The 14,685-nt window shown below is 67.3% G+C and carries 16 protein-coding genes; 5 read left to right on the top strand and 11 right to left on the bottom strand.

Annotated elements, in window-relative coordinates:
- Positions 1-40: 40 nt before the first annotated feature.
- The gene (locus JOD62_RS11875; RefSeq protein ID WP_204939476.1) at positions 41-862 is read left to right on the top strand and encodes a hypothetical protein; all 822 of its coding nucleotides are present in this window, start codon (positions 41-43) and stop codon (positions 860-862) included.
- 15 nt (positions 863-877) lie between these two features.
- Here JOD62_RS11875 and pth read toward each other — a convergent pair whose 3' ends face one another.
- Positions 878-1,462 (bottom strand): aminoacyl-tRNA hydrolase, encoded by a 585-nt coding sequence (gene pth / locus JOD62_RS11870; protein ID WP_204939475.1) that lies wholly within the window; start codon positions 1,460-1,462, stop codon positions 878-880.
- A 68-nt stretch (positions 1,463-1,530) separates the two neighbouring features.
- Positions 1,531-2,115, bottom strand: a complete 585-nt coding sequence (locus JOD62_RS11865; RefSeq protein WP_407666015.1) for a 50S ribosomal protein L25/general stress protein Ctc — start codon at positions 2,113-2,115, stop codon at positions 1,531-1,533.
- A gap of 185 nt (positions 2,116-2,300) precedes the next feature.
- Here JOD62_RS11865 and JOD62_RS15040 point away from each other — a divergent pair, with 185 nt between their 5' ends.
- Entirely contained in the window at positions 2,301-2,426 is a 126-nt protein-coding gene (locus tag JOD62_RS15040; protein ID WP_271171528.1) for a hypothetical protein, read from the top strand.
- A gap of 125 nt (positions 2,427-2,551) precedes the next feature.
- On the top strand, positions 2,552-4,003 hold the full coding sequence (gene gndA, locus JOD62_RS11860; RefSeq protein ID WP_204939473.1) for an NADP-dependent phosphogluconate dehydrogenase: 1,452 nt from the start codon (positions 2,552-2,554) through the stop codon (positions 4,001-4,003).
- Between the two features lie 57 nt (positions 4,004-4,060).
- Here gndA and JOD62_RS11855 read toward each other — a convergent pair whose 3' ends face one another.
- The 7 genes from JOD62_RS11855 to JOD62_RS11825 all read right to left on the bottom strand — a co-directional run bounded on the left by JOD62_RS11855 (position 4,061) and on the right by JOD62_RS11825 (position 10,888).
- Positions 4,061-5,317, bottom strand: a complete 1,257-nt coding sequence (locus tag JOD62_RS11855; RefSeq protein ID WP_204939472.1) for an FAD-binding oxidoreductase — start codon at positions 5,315-5,317, stop codon at positions 4,061-4,063.
- Positions 5,318-5,362: 45 nt separating this feature from the next.
- The gene (locus JOD62_RS11850; protein ID WP_271171527.1) at positions 5,363-6,004 is read right to left on the bottom strand and encodes a bifunctional 4-hydroxy-2-oxoglutarate aldolase/2-dehydro-3-deoxy-phosphogluconate aldolase; all 642 of its coding nucleotides are present in this window, start codon (positions 6,002-6,004) and stop codon (positions 5,363-5,365) included.
- A gap of 2 nt (positions 6,005-6,006) precedes the next feature.
- On the bottom strand, positions 6,007-7,164 hold the full coding sequence (gene dgoD / locus JOD62_RS11845; RefSeq protein WP_204939471.1) for a galactonate dehydratase: 1,158 nt from the start codon (positions 7,162-7,164) through the stop codon (positions 6,007-6,009).
- The gene (locus JOD62_RS11840) at positions 7,161-7,733 is read right to left on the bottom strand and encodes a gluconokinase (protein ID WP_239526665.1); all 573 of its coding nucleotides are present in this window, start codon (positions 7,731-7,733) and stop codon (positions 7,161-7,163) included. The genes dgoD and JOD62_RS11840 overlap by 4 nt, the downstream gene beginning before the upstream one ends.
- Before the next feature lie 3 nt (positions 7,734-7,736).
- On the bottom strand, positions 7,737-8,591 hold the full coding sequence (locus tag JOD62_RS11835) for a carbohydrate ABC transporter permease (protein ID WP_204939470.1): 855 nt from the start codon (positions 8,589-8,591) through the stop codon (positions 7,737-7,739).
- Positions 8,588-9,511, bottom strand: a complete 924-nt coding sequence (locus JOD62_RS11830; RefSeq protein WP_271171526.1) for a carbohydrate ABC transporter permease — start codon at positions 9,509-9,511, stop codon at positions 8,588-8,590. The genes JOD62_RS11835 and JOD62_RS11830 overlap by 4 nt, the downstream gene beginning before the upstream one ends.
- 72 nt (positions 9,512-9,583) lie before the next feature.
- Positions 9,584-10,888 carry an ABC transporter substrate-binding protein gene (locus tag JOD62_RS11825; protein ID WP_204939469.1) on the bottom strand — a complete coding sequence of 435 codons (1,305 nt, stop codon included), beginning with the start codon at positions 10,886-10,888 and terminating at the stop codon, positions 9,584-9,586.
- Between the two features lie 134 nt (positions 10,889-11,022).
- Between JOD62_RS11825 and JOD62_RS11820 the strand changes: the two genes are divergently transcribed.
- Together JOD62_RS11820 and JOD62_RS11815 are read left to right on the top strand one after the other, a co-directional pair.
- A complete protein-coding gene (locus tag JOD62_RS11820; protein WP_204939468.1) occupies positions 11,023-11,847 on the top strand; it encodes an SDR family NAD(P)-dependent oxidoreductase in 825 nt (274 codons plus the stop codon).
- A 14-nt stretch (positions 11,848-11,861) separates the two neighbouring features.
- Positions 11,862-12,605: a FadR/GntR family transcriptional regulator gene (locus tag JOD62_RS11815; protein ID WP_204939467.1), complete on the top strand. Its 744-nt coding sequence runs from the start codon at positions 11,862-11,864 to the stop codon at positions 12,603-12,605.
- Between the two features lie 53 nt (positions 12,606-12,658).
- Here the strand turns inward: JOD62_RS11815 and JOD62_RS11810 are convergent, their stop codons facing one another.
- On the bottom strand, positions 12,659-13,699 hold the full coding sequence (locus JOD62_RS11810; protein WP_204939466.1) for a zinc-dependent alcohol dehydrogenase: 1,041 nt from the start codon (positions 13,697-13,699) through the stop codon (positions 12,659-12,661).
- Entirely contained in the window at positions 13,696-14,682 is a 987-nt protein-coding gene (locus JOD62_RS11805; protein WP_204939465.1) for a sugar phosphate isomerase/epimerase family protein, read from the bottom strand. The genes JOD62_RS11810 and JOD62_RS11805 overlap by 4 nt, the downstream gene beginning before the upstream one ends.
- Between the last annotated feature and the right edge of the window lie 3 nt (positions 14,683-14,685).

Below are 14,685 nucleotides of genomic sequence, written 5' to 3'. Positions count from 1 at the left end.
CACCCCCGACATCCGGCGGTCGCGCCTCTAGGATGGGGACGTGACTGACGCCCAGCAGCCCGTTCCGCAGACCCCGCCTGTGCCGCCGGCACCGCCGATCGAGCTGACGTTTGATCCTCCCGCGGCCCCGCCCGCGGCTCCTGCTCCCGCGGCCTCTGCGCCCGATGCCGTAACTGCACCGGCACCGAACTGGTCAGCGGCTCCGCCTCCTCCCGCGAACTTCCCGGGCGCGCCCGCCGTTCCCGGCAGCGCCGCGCCCCTCGCCCCCGCGCTTCCGACGTCCGCGCAGCCTGCCGCGCCCGCCTACGGGGCACCCGGCTACGCCGTTCCCGGTTACGGCGCGCCCGCTGCGCCGCAGTCCGGTGCCGCGCACTCTGCCGGCTCCCCGTCGTCCACGGGATATGCTCCGCCGAACGGTGCCTACGCGGCGCCCATCGGCGGATACACGCAGGGTTACCCTGCCCCCGCGGCAGCAGAAGGCCCCCAGACGCGGACGCTCGGCACGGTCGCGCTGATCATCGCGCTCATCGCCGCCGTCGGCACATCCTTCGTCGGCGCGTACGCCGCCCTCGAGATCGGTCGCAACGCGCTGACGCCCGAGACGCTGATGTCGGCGAACACGGCGAACGTGCTCTCGTTCCTCTCGCCCGTGCGCGAGTACGTCCTGTGGCTGGAGATCTCGTTCTGGGCCGGAACAGTGCTGGGCATCTGGGCGCTCGTACAGGGCATCGTCGCGACCGTGAAGCGGCGCGGACGCGGAATGGGGATCGGCGCGATCATCCTCGCGGTGCTCGGCCCCGTGATCTACTCCATGATCGTCTGGATCGGATTCTTCGCGGGCGCGGCGATCGCCGGAAGCTGATCGAGGGCGCTGCGCTCAAGCGCGCGGCGCGTGGTGCTTCTGCTGTGCGGCGACGAGTCCCTCGCCGATGAGCTGCTCTACCGCATCCGCCGCATCCGAGACCAGGATCGGCAGGTTGGCGCGCTCGTCACCACCGAAAGGTGAAAGCACCCAGTCAGCGGGGTCCTGACGACCCGGAGGGCGTCCGATTCCGACACGCACACGCGGGAAGTCGGCGGTGGTGAGTGCCTGAGCGACATCGCGGATGCCGTTGTGTCCGCCGTGCCCGCCGCCGACCTTGAGCTTGATCGTGTCGAACGGGATGTCGAGTTCGTCGTGGACGAGCACGATGCGCTCCGGGGGAACCGAGTAGAAGCGGCTCAGCGCCGCAACCGGGGTGCCCGAGACGTTCATGAACGTGTTCGGCTTCACGAGCACGATCTTGTCGCCGCCCGGCCGCTCCCAGGTCTCGACGACCCGGGCGCCGCCCTTGTGCTCGCGGAAGCGCTCACCGCGCCGAGAAGCGAGCTCATCGACCACGAGCTGGCCGACGTTGTGCCGGGTCGCCTCGTACCGCGGTCCTGGGTTTCCCAGGCCGACCACCAGCCACGTCTGCACCATGACCCCATCCTTCCGGAACGACGAAAGGGGCGCGACTTTCGTCGCACCCCCTTCTGCGAAGCGAGTGATTACTCGGCAGCGGCTTCCTCAGCCTCTTCTGCCGGCTCTTCCGCGGCAGGAGCGACGACGGCGATGAGCAGCACGTCGGCCTCTTCAGCGAGCGTGACGCCCTTCGGCAGAACGACGTCGCCCGCGGTGATGTGCGTGCCGTCTTCCTTGCCCTCGACCGTGACCTCGATGCTCTGCGGGATGTGCGTGGCCTCTGCCTCGACCTTGATCGTTGCCACCTCGACCGTGACGATGTTGCTGCCGAACGGCTCGCCGGTCACGACGAGCGGAACCTCGACGATGACCTTCTCGCCCTTCTTGACGACCAGCAGGTCGATGTGCTCGATGATCTGCAGCACCGGGTCCTTCTGCACGTCCTTGACGAGCGCGAGCTGCGAGGTGCCCTCGATGTCGAGGTCGAGCAGCGCGTTGGCGCGACGGATGATCAGCGAGACCTGGTGGCCGGGCAGCGACACGTGCACGGGCTCGGTGCCGTGGCCGTAGATCACGGCGGGGATCTTGCCGGCAGCGCGAAGGCGGCGGGCGAAGCCCTTGCCGAAGCTGGTGCGGACCTCGGCGACAACCTTGGTGTCTTCAGTCATGATGTTCTCCTCTAGGACGCGCGGCGAAGGCGTCGCGCGGTGGTCTGGAATCTGTCTTCTCGAACGCAGACACGTGAGGAAAGCCACCGGGCTTGCTTCGCCGCGTCGATAACGGATGCGTGCGCACGCGCAGCATCCCTCGCCGAGGAACTCCTCCATGGTACCCGAAAGCCGCTAGCATGAAGGACATGCTTGACGCCGCCTTCCTTTCCCATGCCCTCTTCTGGCTGATCGGTGCCATGACCGTCTGCGCCACGGTTCTCGCAACCGCCGCGCTCTTCTCCATGGGCCGCTCGGGCTACCGCAAGGACTGATCGGCTTCGCCGCAGGCACATGCGGTAACAGCGCGCCCTCGGGCGACAGCATCCGACTACGCTGGAAGAACCCGCGATCACGCTCGTGACATTGCGGGCTTCCCCCGCTTACGGAAGGTGCTTCTATGTCCTCTGCCGGCACGGCAAATATCGGAGTCGTCGGACTCGCAGTGATGGGCTCGAACCTCGCCCGCAACCTCGCCAGCCGCGAGGGCAACACGGTCGCCGTGTTCAACCGCAGCTACGAGAAGACCGAGACCCTGGTCACCGAGCACCCTGAGGCGGGCTTCATTCCGGCGAAGACCTACGAAGAGTTCGCCGCCTCGCTGCAGAAGCCGCGCACCGCGATCATCATGGTCAAGGCTGGCCGTCCGACCGACGCCGTCATCGAGTCGCTCATGGAGGTCTTCGAGCCGGGCGACATCATCGTCGACGGAGGCAACGCCTACTTCCCCGACACGATCCGCCGCGAGAAGGCCGTGCGCGAGACCGGAATCAACTTCGTCGGCGCCGGCATCTCCGGTGGCGAGGAGGGCGCACTGCTCGGCCCCTCGATCATGCCCGGCGGATCCGACGAGTCGTGGGTCACCCTCGGCCCGATCCTGAAGTCCATCGCCGCGGTCGCCGAGGGCGAGCCCTGCGTCACGCACGTCGGCCACGACGGCGCCGGCCACTTCGTGAAGATGGTTCACAACGGCATCGAGTACGCCGACATGCAGCTCATCGCAGAGGCCTACGACCTCATCCGTCGCGGCACGGGCAAGTCGCCCGCCGAGATCGCGGAGATCTTCGCCGAGTGGAACCGTGGCGAACTCGAGTCGTACCTGATCGAGATCACCGCGGAGGTGCTGCGCCAGATCGACGCCGAGACCGGCAAGCCGCTCGTCGACGTCATCGTCGACCAGGCCGGCGCGAAGGGCACGGGCGCATGGACCGTCCAGACCGCGCTGTCGCTGGGCGTCCCGGTCTCCGGCATCGCAGAAGCGACGTTCGCACGCTCGCTGTCGTCGCACCCTGAGCAGCGCGCAGCCGCCGCGTCGCTTCCCGGCCCCGACGAGGCTTTCACCGTCGCCGACCAGGACGCCTTCATCGAAGACGTCCGCCAGGCGCTGTACGCCTCGAAGATCGTCGCCTACTCGCAGGGCTTCGACGAGATCCGCGCCGGTGCCGCCGAGTACAACTGGCAGATCGATCTGGGCGCTGTCTCGAAGATCTGGCGCGCGGGATGCATCATCCGCGCCCAGTTCCTCAACCGCATCGCCGACGCCTACGCCGCCGAGCCCGAACTGCCTGCACTGCTGACGGCACCGTACTTCGCCGATGCCCTCTCGCGCGGCCAGGCCGCATGGCGCCGTGTCGTCATCGCTGCAGCGCAGGCGGGCATTCCAGCACCGGCGTTCTCGTCGTCGCTGTCGTACTACGACGGCATCCGGGCAGACCGCCTGCCGGCCGCCCTCGTGCAGGGGCAGCGCGACTTCTTCGGCGCGCACACGTACAAGCGCATCGACAAGGAAGGCACCTTCCACACGCTGTGGTCGGGCGACCGCAGCGAGATCGAGGCAGAAGACACGCACTGACGTTCACGTCTGAGTGAGAACGGGCCGGAGACCACAGGATCTCCGGCCCGTTCTGCGTCATGCGCCGATGTTGTGATTGCGCCGGAAGACGTTCGTCGGATCCCACGTCCGCTTGAGCGCACGCAGCCGAGTGAGCGCGGCGCCGTCGAACAGCGTGGGTACGTCTTCGTGGCGTTCCTGATCGGCGAAGTTCGCATACTGGGCGCGGCGGCCGGCGGCGATGGCCGCCCACTCGCGGGCAAGCGCTGTGCGCTCGGCGTCGTCGATGAGTCCAGGGATGTCAAATCCCCCTGCGAGAACGAACCAGGTCGCGTCTCGCGCGGGAAACGCGCTGTCGTCCTGCGCCACATCCGCGAACGCGCCGCCGAGCGAGCGCAGAAACACGACGGATGCGGGATGAGCCTGACGAAACGCGACCAACTGGTCGATAAGAGCATCATCGAGTTCGCGGAAGAGACCGTTGCCGCCGATGAAGCCCGGAGGCGCAGACTCGGCGTCCGGCGCGGGCATCTCCATCAGGATGTCGCGGTACGCAGGGGTGGTGATCTCGACCGTGACGTCGGAGAGCTCGGCGACGGGCGCGAGTACCGCCCGCAGCCGCTCCGGCTCGGGACCCGCCCACACCGCACTCAGACGCGCCCCGGCCGGCGCACTCGGGTCCATCGGCGGCACATCCATGTACGTGACCGTCAGCTGCCGCGGCGCCCCCTCCATCAGGTCTCGCGTCGCACGCAGGACCTCCGCGGCGTCGCCGTCGATCACGCCTTCGGCGAAGGCGATGCCGGGCAGCGGATGGGCCTGGAAATCGAAGCGAGTGACGACGCCGAAGTTGCCTCCGCCACCGCGCAGCGCCCAGAACAGCTCCGGTTCGTGCAGCGCAGAGGTCTCGATGACTTCGCCCGTCGCGGTGACGACCTGCGCGCCGATGAGCTGGTCGGCGGCGAGGCCCCACATCCGGACCATCCAGCCGATGCCGCCGCCGGTCGTCAGCCCCCCGACGCCCACGGTGGACGTGTCGCCCGAGCTGATCGCGAGACCGTGATCAGCGAGCTCCGCGGCCACCTGGCCCCAGGTCGCGCCACCGCCGACGCGGACGATCGTGCCGTCGACCTGCACGTCGGCGAGGTCAGCGAGCTCGAGCCGCAGACCGCCGACGTCTGTGCGCGCCCACACGCTGTGCCCACCGCCGACGACGACGAGAGGAACGGCTTCTGCCGCGGCCTGGACCACGGCTTCCGTCACGTCCTGAACCGTCGCGGCGCGGATCACTTCGGTCGTGCGATTGCCTCCGGTTGCCTGCGTGGATTCACCCATGCGTGCACACTAGACGCCGGCACCGACATCCGAAAGAGCGCCTCTTCAGCGCACCCCCGCGGCCGTCGCCGCGACGAATGCCGCCGCACGCACGGCGAGCGCCTTCAGGTCGCCGCCGGGCTGGGCCGCATCGCCGACGAGCGGCCCGCCGATTCCCACGCCGAACGCGCCCGCGGCGAGGTACGACGGAATCGCCTCGAGGCCCACTCCCCCGACCGGGATGATCCGTGCATCCGGGAAGGGATCCCGCACGGCGCGGAGGAATCCGGGACCGAGGGAGGCGGCAGGGAAGAGCTTCACCGCGGCGACGCCGCTGTCCATGCCCTGCTGCACCTCCGTCGGGGTGAAGACTCCCGGCAGCACCCCGATGCCGGAGCGAACGGCGTAGGCCACCGACGCCGTCAGCGTGGGGGTGACGATGAACTGCGCACCGGCGGTGATCGAGCGGTCGACGTCGCTCTCGCTGAGCACGGTGCCGGCACCGATGAGCGCCCCGGCGGGAGCATCCTGAACCACCTGCGCGATCGCCTGCTCAGCCTCGGCCAGCGTCAGCGTGATCTCCAACGTCGTCACACCGGCGCCGATCAGCGTGAGCGCGGCCTGGACGGTCTGATCGACGTCCGTGCCGCGGATGATCGCGACGAGTCGCGTCTCGGCGATCCGATCGCGCAGCGCTGCGTTGTCCACGGTCACCACTCTGCCACCGACCCGTCGGCGTGGCGCCAGATCGGGTTCTGCCACCGCTCCCAGCCTGCGGAGGCCATCCGCACGGCCGACTCATCGATCTCGATGCCCAGACCGGGGCCGGTCAGGCGTTCGAATCCACCGTCGACGAACGCGAGTGGGGCGGTGTCGGCGACGTAATCGAGCACCTCCGCGCCCTTGTTGTAGTGAATGCCGATCGACTGCTCCTGGATGAGGTAGTTCGGCGTCGAGAAGCCCACCTGCAGGCAGGCGGCGAGCGCGAGCGGCCCGAGCGGGCAGTGCGGGGCGAGCTGCACGTCGAACGTGTCGGCGAGTGAGGCGATGCGACGGACCTCGGAGATCCCGCCCGCGTGCGAGAGATCCGGCTGAGCGATGGCGATCCCCGCGTTCAGCACGGGCAGGAACTCCTGCCGGGAGTACAGCCGTTCCCCCGTCGCGATCGGGATCGTCGTGGCATCCACCAGATGCCCGATCACGTGTGAGTTCTCCGGCACGACCGGCTCCTCCATGAAGAACGGGTGCAGGGGTTCCAGCAGTCCCACCACTCTGCGCGCTGTCGCCAGTGTGAAGCGCCCGTGCAGATCGACGGCGACGTCGCGATCCGGTCCGAGCACCTCCCGCGCGCTCGCGACACGCGCGACCACGCCGTCGAGCTCGGCGACCGAGCCGTTGCGGCTCATCTTGCCTGAGGCGTTCATCTTGACCGCGGTGAGTCCCACCGCCATCTGCGCGGCGATGTGATCGGCGACCTCGGAGGGGTCATCCCCGCCGACCCAGCCGTAGGCGCGGATCCGATCCCGCACGGCCCCGCCGAGCAGTTCGTGCACGGGGACGCCCAGGCGCTTGCCGGCGATGTCCCAGAGCGCCTGGTCCACGCCCGAGACCGCACTCGCGAGCACCGGACCACCGCGGTAGAACTGCCCCTTGGTGAGCACCTGCCAGTGGTCTTCGATACGGGACGGGTCCTTGCCGAGGAGATACTCGCCGAACTGGTCGACCGCAGCACGCACGACATCGGCGTAGCCCTCCAGCGAGCCCTCCCCCCAGCCGACCAGGCCCTCCCGCGTCTCGATGCGCACGAACAGCCAGCGCGGCGCGACGGGGAACGATTCGACGCGGGTGATCTCATCTGCGATGGTCATGGCTGCTCCTGGTTCGCGCTCTCGCGCTGATAGTGCTCAAGAACGGTCTCGACGATCCGCTCGGGCGTGGGTTCGACGTTGACGCGGATGCCACGCTCATCGTCGGCGAGCGGCTCGAGCGTCTCGTACTGCGAGGCCAGGAGCTCCGGAGGCATGTACTCGTGCGTACGGTCTCGCACGCGGTCCTGCACGAGCTCGATGGGGCCCCATGGTTCGACGACATACGCGGTCGGAACGTGCGCACGCAGGACATCACGGTAGCTGCGCTTGAGCGCGGAACAGGCGATCACGACTCCCCCGCTGGCCTGATGCTCGGCGAGCGCCTCGCCGACGATGCGCAGCCATGGCGCGCGGTCCTCATCACTCAACGGCTGCCCTGACGCCATCCTCTCGACGTTGCGGGCGGGGTGCAGCCGGTCGCCGTCGATGAACGGCACCCCCAGCTGACTCGCGAGCCGCGTGCCGATCGTCGTCTTGCCCACGCCCTGCGTGCCCATCACGATGATGGCGACGGGGCGCGTGGGCACGACAGGGCTCGGGCCGCCGTCGTGCGCGGCCGTGTGCGTCATCTCTCAGCCCTTCGTGGCGCCGGCGGTGAGGCCGGAGACGATGTACTTCTGCGTGAAGAGCGCGATCAGCATGATCGGAAGTGTCACGATGACGGCTGCCGCCATCAGCCCACCCCAGTCGATGCTCGCGTAGCCGACGAAGTCGAAGATCGCGACGGGGAGCGTCTTGGTGCTCGATCCGGACAGCACGAGCGCGAACATGAAGTTGTTCCACGCGAAGATGAACGACAGGATGCCGGCGGTGGCGACACCGGGCATCGACAGCGGAAGCGTGATGCGCAGGAACGCGCCGATGGGCGTGAGACCGTCGACCTGTGCGGCCTCCTCGAGCTCCTCCGGCATCGAGTCGAAGTACGACATCATGATGTACAGGATCAGCGGCAGCGAGACGAACATCATCGACATGATGAGGATCGTGTACGAGCCGACCAGCCGCATCTGGGAGAACACGAAGTACCAGGGCACGAGCAGGCTGACGCCGGGGATGATACGGGCCAGCAGCACGACCATCGCCGACTTGCCCATGACGAACCGGCTCATGCTGTAGGCCGCGGGAACCGCGAGCACGAGCGAGAGCACGGTCGCGACGAATGCGACGAAGAACGAGTTCCAGATGTAGGCGGCGTAGTTCGCCTGCCCGAAGACGGTCGCGTAGTTCGCGAGGGTCGGGACGAAGCTGAAGAACTTCGACGGATCGTAGATGTCGACGTTCGTCTTGAAGCTCGCCAGCACCATCCACACGAGTGGCGCGACGAGGGCGAACACGACCAGGGCAAGACCGAGGAAGCGTGCGAACGACGGCAGGGGGAACTTCTTGCGTCGTGCCTCGGGGAGCACGAGGAGAGTCGTAGCGCTCATTTGTTCAACGCCTTCTTACGCAGGGAGAGGATCCAGATGAGTCCGATGATCATCAGGAAGAAGAGGATGAGAACCGTCGACGCCTGGCCGTAGCGGTTGTAGTCGAAGCTCAGGCCGTAGGCATAGGTGTTGAGCGTCTCCACCTCGTGGAAGGACCCTCCGCCCTTGCCCTTGGTCGCGTAGAGGATGTCGAAGGTCTTGAGCGCATCGATGCCGCGCAGGATCACCGCAGCGATGATCGTCGGCGCGAGCAGCGGGAGCGTCACGTACCAGAGGCGCTGCCACCAGTTGGCTCCATCGACCCGGGCGGCCTCATCCGGCTCCTCAGGAAGCGCGGTCAGGCCCGCGAGGATGATGAGCGTCACCATAGGCGTCCATTGCCAGACGTCGACGAAGATCAGGGTGCTCAGCGCGGTGTCCGGACTGCTCAGCCAGGGCTGCGCGGGAATGCCGAGCCACGAGAGCATCTCGTTGGCGAACCCGATGTTGGGCTCGAAGATCAGGCGCCACATCATGCCGATCGCGACGGGTGTCGCGACGAGAGGCAGCAGGATGGCGACGCGCACGAGCTTCTCACCGCGGAAGGGCTTCCACAGCATGAGGGCGATCGCGATCCCGAGGATGACCTCGAACAGCAGCGCGCCGCCGGTGAAGTAGACAGTGCGCCCGACGGCGGGCCAGAAGCGCTCGGTGTCGGTGAGGACCTTGACGTAGTTCTCGAATCCGATGAAGTCGAAGGGAGCCCTGACCGAGCCCTTCGAGTTGGTGAAGCTCAGGTAGAGCGTCCAAACGAGGGGGAAGATCAGCAGCAGCGCGATGAAGATCATCGCGGGCGCGGCAAAGACCCATTTGCGGTGCTTGTTGACCCAACGGGAATAGCGTCCCCAGGTTCCGAGGTCACGGCGTGCGGCACTGCTCACCGGCGTCTCCTTTGTTGGTACCGGTGGGGGCGGACGTCGCCGCCCCCGCCGGTGGTGGATGAATCTAGGTGCTTAGTTCTCGTCTTCGAGGAAGGCGCCGAACTTCTCCTGCGCGCTCTTCGCCGCACCGGGGACGTCGCCGCCGGTGATGCCGACGACGATCGGGTCGCCCACGATCTCGCGCGCCTCGGAGACGTTCACGACGAGCGGGCGGTCGTAGCCGACGCCGTTCTTCGCGTTCTCTGCGATGGCGTCAGCCAGCGCGGGCGGGAAGCTCGCGGTGCCCTTCGGGTCCTCCCACACAGAGGTACGCGCTCCAGGCACGCCCTCTTCCTGCACGGCGAGGACGCTGTCGAAGCTGGTCGCCCACTTGATGAACGCCCAGGCGTTCGCCTGGTTGCTCGATCCCTCGTTGATCGCGAGGCCCCAGGACGGGATCGCGTACGGCTTCGAGCCTGCGGGCCCTGCCGGGAAGGCGGCGTAGCCGAGCTTGTCGAAGACGGTGGAGTTCTCTTCCAGCGCGAGGTTCTGGTAGAGGCTGCTCGCGTCGGTGTAGAACGCGGCCTGACCCTGGGCGAAGATCGCCGCGGCCTCGGGCCAGCTCATGTCGGTGCTGACGTTGGCCGGTCCGTACTGGTTCAGCAGACCGCCGTAGTACTCGTAGGCTTCCACGGCCTCGGGGGTGTCGACGCTGGCCTTGCCGTCGTCCATGAAGTCACCGCCGAAGCTGTACAGGAAGCTTGAGAACTGCGTGACCGCCGCCGAGCGGGCGGTGCGGGCCACGAAGCCTGCGACGCCGGGGTTCGCCTCGGAGATGGTCTTGGCTGCCGCCGCGAGCTCGTCGAGCGTCGTGGGAACCTCGAGTCCTGCCGCCTCCAGCAGGTCGGCGCGGTAGTAGAGAACCTGAGACTCCGTGATGAGCGGCACGCCGACGACGGCGCCTTCGTAGGTCGTCGTCTCGACGGGACCGGACTGGAAGTCGCTCCAGTCCCAGTCGGCGTCTTCCTTGACGAGATCCGTGAGGTCGGCCATGTACCCGTTCTGGGCGAAGAGCTTGCCCTCCTGCAGCGGGCGGTACATCATGACGTCGAGTTCGTCGGTGCCCGCGTTGAGCTTCACGTTGTACTGGTCGGAGAGCTGGTCTTCGCCGAGCTGGGTGAGCTCGACCTTGATTCCGGTCTCCTTCTCGAACTCGGGGATCTTCGACTTGATGATGTCGGTCCACACGTGGTTCGCCAGCGTCACGCGAACGGTGCCACCGCCCTCACCCTCTCCTCCGCTGCCGGCGTCGCCACCGGGAGCACAGGCCGCAAGAGTACCTACCGCAAGGATTCCCGCTGCCGCGACGGCGGCGGTCCTGAATACAGCTCGATGCATCTTCGCATCTCCTTCTCTGTGTCTGCGCTTCGGTGCGCGATGTGATGAAGAACCTTGGCGTCGGGTGCCGAAGGTGCCATTATTCTAATAAATCATACTTGTAACGCAAGTGCGAGGATTAGAAAGGACTCCCGGTGCACATCGACATCGCAGGAAAGGTCGCCGTCGTCACAGGCGTCGGCAAGGGTATCGGCCATGAGATCGTCACGACGCTCTCCCGAGAAGGTGTCACCACCGTGTCGATCGACGTCAATGCCGACGATCTCGCCACGATCGGTGCAGAGCTGGATGCCACAGGGGCCGCGCATCGCGAGTTCGTCTGCGACATCCGCGACAGCGCGCAGATCGCCGAGGTGATCGCCGCTGTCGAGCAGCAGTACGGCCGCATCGACATCCTCGTCAACAATGCGGGAGTGGCAGGAAACGGCCCGATCGACGGCCTGGACGAGAAGACCTGGGACTTCGCGCACGACGTCAACCTCAAGGGCACGTTCCTCATGTGTCGCGCAGTGCTCCCGATCATGAAGCGGCAGCGCGCGGGCCGCATCATCAACGCCGCATCGTTCGCGGCCTTCGTCCCCATCTACGGCAGCGCCGCCTACGCCTCCTCGAAGATCGCTGTCGCGCACTTCACGCGCGCCCTCGCCGGAGAGGTCGGCCCGTGGAACATCACGGCGAACGCCTACGCCCCCGGGATGGTTCCGACATCGCTCAATCACTTCGACGAGCTCCCACAGCCGGAGCAGTCCCGACTGCTCGACACGCTGAGCCTTCGGAAGTGGGGCAGCAAGTCGGATATCTCGAGCCTGATCTGCTTCCTCGCCTCCGACCTCGCCGGCTACATCACCGGTACACTCATCGACATCAGCGGGGGAAAACTGGCGACACAGGTCCCCCGACTCGCCTATGAAGCAGCCGCGGCTGAAGGCGAGTACGACTTCGCGGCCGACGGCAGATGAACGGGGGCGCCCGAGTGGCGGATACCAGCAGTGCGCGCTACCGCGCGCGCATCGGAAGCGGGCTGTATGCCCACGTGGTCGATGTGCTGGGGCAGGAGATCATCGACGGCGTCATCGAGCCGGGCACCATCGTCTACGCCGACCAGCTGTGCGACCGCCTCGGCGTCTCACGCAGCGTCGTGCGCGAGGGCATCCGCACGCTGAGCTCTATGGGGCTCGTCGAAGCGCGCCCTCAGGTCGGCACGCGCGTGCTGCCGCCCTCGTCGTGGGACCTCCTGAACCCCTATGTCGTGAAGTGGCGCGGGCAGGGTCCGACCTATGCGTTGCAGATGAAGCAGCTGCTCGAACTCCGTCTCGGCATCGAACATGCCGCCGCGGGGCTCGCGGCGCAGCGCATCTCGGCCGAGAGTGCTGCGGAGATCCTCGAGCGCGCGCAGATCATGCAGCAGGCCTTCCTCGACCATGATGCGCGCAAGTTCTTCGAGATGGATGCCGGCTTCCACCGTCTGCTGCTGGAGGGCACCGACAACGCGGTGATGGCCCAACTGGCCGACACGATCGGTGCGACGCTCGACGCCCGCGGCCACGACACCCGTCCCGGCATGCACGACATCACCGCCGAATCCGTGGCGAACCACATCCGCCTCGCGGAGGCACTCGTCGCTCGGGATGTGAACAGCGCGCAGGAGATGGCGCTCACGCTCGTGCAGCGCACGCTGGAGGAGTTCGAAGAGGTCAGCGCACGCTACGGCGTGTGATCTCCGAGATCAGAGAGGGCGGATGCTGCGCAGCATCCGCCCCTCTTCGTTGATCAGCCCGGCATCACCATGACGGACTTGATGTTGCGCCCGGACTCCATGTCTTCGAACGCACGCTTCCAGTCGGCGAGCTCGTAGACCCCGCCGAGCACCTTCTCGGTCTCGAGTGCACCCGTGGAGAACAGCGACAGCACGCGTTCCCACGTCGTCCAGGTGTGCGAGAAGGAACCGTAGAGAGTCGCCGCCTTCGCCACGAGCGGGTCGAGGCTGAAGTTCAGCGGCTGCGGTCCCCAGCCGACCTTGACGATGGATCCGAAGGGACGAACGAGTTCGAGGCTCTGCTTGAGCGCGATGCTCACGCCTGTGGCGTCAACGACCACGTCGGCGCCGAATCCGTCGCCGAGCGTCTTGAGCAGCTCCGCGGGGTCCTCTTTCGTGACGTCGATCGTGTAGTCCGCGCCGAGCTCACGCAGCTTCGCGAGACGGTGCTCATCGACGGGGGTACCCAGCACGATCGTGGTGCCGGCACCGCGCAGGCGCGCGATCTGCAACGCAAGCGCGCCGATCGCGCCTGCCCCCTGGATCACGACGATGTCGCCGGGGGTCACCGTGGCACGCTCCACGAGCGCGTTGTAGGCGACGGCGAAGGGCTCGGTCATCGCGGCCTGCTCGAAGGTCACGTTCTCCGGAATCCGGTGCAGCACGCGCGGTTCGGCACACAGCAGCTCGCCGAAGGCACCGTCGCGGATCGCCCCGTACCCCTGACGGTGCGGGCAGAGGTTGTAACGCCCCGTGCGGCACAGCGCACAGGTGCCGCATATCGAGGCGGCCGTCTCACAGACGACGCGATCGCCGACCTGCCAGCCGGTCACGTCGTCCGCGACGGCGGCGATGACACCGGCCGTCTCGTGCCCGAGGATCACCGGCAGCGCGACCTCCCAGCTCTGCCCGTTGCGCCACATGTGGATATCGGAGCCGCACACGCCGACGGCGCGCGCGGCGACGAGCACCGTGCCGGGCAGCAGTTCCGGCTCCGGCACGTCGCGCACCTCGACGTCGCCGTCGTTCATCCCGAACTTCACCAGAGCCTTCATCGTGCGACCTCCTCGATCTCGCCCCGAGCGATGCTCGGGAGTCCCGCGGCGGCGAGCGCCGCCTCGTGCGTGCGCACGCGCACCGCGGTGGACCCTCCGAAGTACGTGTCGCGCGCCTCGCGGAGGAACTCGACCGACTCGGCCATCTCGCCCATGCCGTTGACGCCGTCCTCGATGCTGATCCAGCCGTCGTAGCCGGCGTCGGCGAGGGTGCGGAAGATGCGGTCGTAGTCATTGAGCCCCTGGCCGATCACGCCGTGCTGAAGCGCGGGCGAATAGCCGAGCGTGCCGTCGCTCTGGCGCAGATCGTCGAGCGATGCTCCGGGAGCAAGTGAGCGGTCGGATGCCTGCATCGTGACGACACGGTCGATGACCTGCTCGAGGAAGTCCGCGGAGTCATCGCCGGCGACGATCGCGTTCGAGGGGTCGAACTGCACACCGAAGCTCGCCCTGTCGTCGATCGCGTTGAGGATCTCCAGGAACACATCCGACTTCTGCGCGAACTCGGGGTAGCGCCAGAAGCCGTCCTTGTAGTGGTTCTCCAGTCCGAGCGTGACGCCCAGTTCCCGCGCGATCGGGAGCAGCCGGGTGATCGCATCGACGACCCACTCCACGCCCTGCTCGCGGGAGACCTCGGGATGCTTCTGCCCGGAGAGCACGCGCGTGCTCGCGCCCCGCCCACCCAGTCGAGCTGTGATGCGCATCATCTCGATCTCACGATCGAACTCCGCTTTGCGCACCTCGGGATCCGGGTTGGTGAAGTCGGGAGAGACGCACAGCATCGGCATCTCGAATCCGGCGGCCGCGAGATGCTCGCCGACCTGATCGATGTGATCATCGTCGGTCTGCCAGAACATTCCGCTGTACAGCTCCAGCCCTTCGGCCGGGAGCACCCGGGCCTTTTCGATCCAGTCGAACACCGTCATGGTGCGGTCGACCGCCAAGGCGGTGAGATCGCCCTTGGGGAAAACGCTGATCCTCATTGA

Source organism: Microbacterium keratanolyticum (genome assembly GCF_016907255.1).
In the GTDB taxonomy this organism is placed as follows: domain Bacteria; phylum Actinomycetota; class Actinomycetes; order Actinomycetales; family Microbacteriaceae; genus Microbacterium; species Microbacterium keratanolyticum.
The sequence above is the reverse complement of the archived record's forward strand: the minus strand, read 5'-3'. Positions and strand labels throughout refer to the sequence as shown.